Annotated in this window: 4 protein-coding genes; 1 reads left to right on the top strand and 3 read right to left on the bottom strand. The window is 70.0% G+C overall.

The genetic code is table 11. From position 1 onward, the window contains the following. The 3 genes from P409_RS32690 to P409_RS32700 all read right to left on the bottom strand — a co-directional run. The coding region (locus tag P409_RS32690) for a hypothetical protein (protein ID WP_034848508.1) at positions 1-236 on the bottom strand (236 nt) is incomplete at its 3' end. Positions 237-451: 215 nt separating this feature from the next. Continuing rightward, positions 452-874 (bottom strand): PaaI family thioesterase, encoded by a 423-nt coding sequence (locus tag P409_RS32695; RefSeq protein WP_034848512.1) that lies wholly within the window; start codon positions 872-874, stop codon positions 452-454. Positions 875-999: 125 nt separating this feature from the next. Next, positions 1,000-1,584 carry a DUF308 domain-containing protein gene (locus tag P409_RS32700; protein WP_034848515.1) on the bottom strand — a complete coding sequence of 195 codons (585 nt, stop codon included), beginning with the start codon at positions 1,582-1,584 and terminating at the stop codon, positions 1,000-1,002. 285 nt (positions 1,585-1,869) lie between these two features. On the opposite strand from P409_RS32700, the gene P409_RS32705 reads away from it, so the two are divergent. Continuing rightward, the coding region (locus tag P409_RS32705) for a hypothetical protein (protein WP_034848518.1) at positions 1,870-2,059 on the top strand (190 nt) is incomplete at its 3' end.

A 2,059-nucleotide genomic window follows, 5' to 3' on the forward strand; every position in this document is an offset into this window, starting at 1 on the left:
AGCCAGTCCGCCGCCGCGCCGCCATCGCCGGCCGCATCGGCCAGGCGCTTTACGGCGCCGCCATCGACCCCGACGCCGAGCCCGGCGGGCGGCCGTCCCGCCTCCCGGGTCAGCAGCACCGCATGGTCGGCCCCGACCAGGCCGCGCAGGATGTCCAGGCTGTCCGCACAGCCCTCCGGCCTCGCGGCCGCGTCATAGATCCGCTCGACCGCACCGAACACCGCCTCCGCCTGCATGCCCCCTCGCCCCGAATGCCGTCTTGAAATCGCATGGCTCCGCAACGGCCCTAAAAGACGGGCTGAAGATGGCAATCCTCGGGACCGGATTGTGGCCGGCCTGCCATAACTGGTATGACGGTTAGTATTGCAGCAGGATGACAGTCCTTTCGCGTGGGCATCGAGCCGACACCGATCCGCTTGAGGCCCGGCGCGCCACCGGCGGCAACGGCTCCTCAGGCCCGCGGGGGAATCGAATAGGTGCCGGTGGCGTGGGCCACCGGCTCGGCCTCTCCTTCCGAGAACAGCAGCACCTCGCCATAGGCCAGGCGCTTGCCGAGCTTGAGCAGCCGGGCCTCGGCCACCACCGGCACCAGCGCCGGGCGGCGCAGGAAGTTGATCGCCATCGAGGTGGTGACCGCCAGCTCGACCCGGCCGATCCGGCTGAGCACCGCGGCGTAGAGCGCGACATCGGCCAGGCCGAACAGGGCCGGGCCGGTGATGGTGCCGCCGGGCCGCACGAAATCGTCGCGGCAGGGCATCACCAGCGTCGCGGTGCCCGCGCCCAGCGCCGTGACCGTCACGCCGAAGGCGCCGATCAGCGGCACGCCGTCGCGGATGATCGCCTCCACCACCTCGGCCTCGATCGCCGGCTGCATCGCCGCCCTCCCCGTCCGGTTTCCGCCAGTAGGGCCGAGCGCGGCGGCGGCCGCAAGCCTCGGCTGCCCGGCATGGGCCTGGCGGAGAGTAGAGGCTTAGGATCGGCACGCTTCGCTTGGCCCGGTCAGGCGGCGGCGCGGCTCCGGCGGGCGTCGCTCACCGTCAGCCAGATCGCCGATACCAGGAAGTAGAAGGCGCCGAATGCGGCGTAGGGAGCGATGGCGGTGATGCCGATGGACTCGGTGCCGCCGGCCCGCTTGAGAAAGAACAGCCCGGCCAGGGCCGACTGGGCGCCGCTCAGGATCATCACCCATTGCGCGCCATACGACGCCCAGCGCCCGACGGCGGTGGCGAGCTGGAAGGCGCCGGCCAGCACGGCCCAGACGCCGTAGACGCCGAGCACGGCGTTCATGCTGTGGCCCAGGGCGATGACGACGGCGATTGCGGTGAGCACGCTGATGCCGACGTTCAGCATCTGGGTCCGGTTGCGGCCCAGCCCGCCGGAGCGCCGGGCGTCGACCAGGTTCGCCAGGGCGTCCCACGCCGGATAGGCGACCAGCATGACGGCCGACAGCTGCGGCATGTCCTTCGCCGCCGTGAAGGCCAGGGCGACCCAGGCTGCCGCGACCGCGAACCGGATGGTGTAGTAGCGCTTGAGCCAGCCGGATGACGATGGGGCGGGCTGAGGATCGGTGATCGGATGCCGCATGTCGATTCTCCAATAGCTATCTACCTACTAGAAGGTAGATATATTGTAGTCAATTGCTTTCGAGGTGATGCCGGCGCCGGCTCGTGCGGCGGGAATGGATGGCTTCGTCGGCTTCGCCTCCTGGCAATGACGGTTTGGGGGTGAGCCGCGCCAACCACCCCCACCGTCATCGCGAGCCCCGCAGGGGCGTGGCGATCCATGGCCGCGCCGTTCGCACCGACCCGGGACGGGTTGCAAACACAAAGCCCCTTGCGCCGGCCTGCGACTTTGTTCATGATATGTTCTATGAAGCTCGCTCCCCAGGATCTCGACGTCCAGGCCTATTGCCGCAGCCTCGCGCTGCAGCAGATCCAGATGCTCACCCGCCTGGCCGAGATCGCCATGCAGCTCGCCGAGGCCGAGGGCGCCCGCGCCATCGCCGCCCAGGCTCGCGCTGCCACGCCCAAGACCGATGAGACGGCGGTGCAGGCCGCCC

This window comes from Inquilinus limosus MP06 (genome assembly GCF_000767795.1).
Lineage (GTDB): Bacteria > Pseudomonadota > Alphaproteobacteria > DSM-16000 > Inquilinaceae > Inquilinus > Inquilinus limosus_E.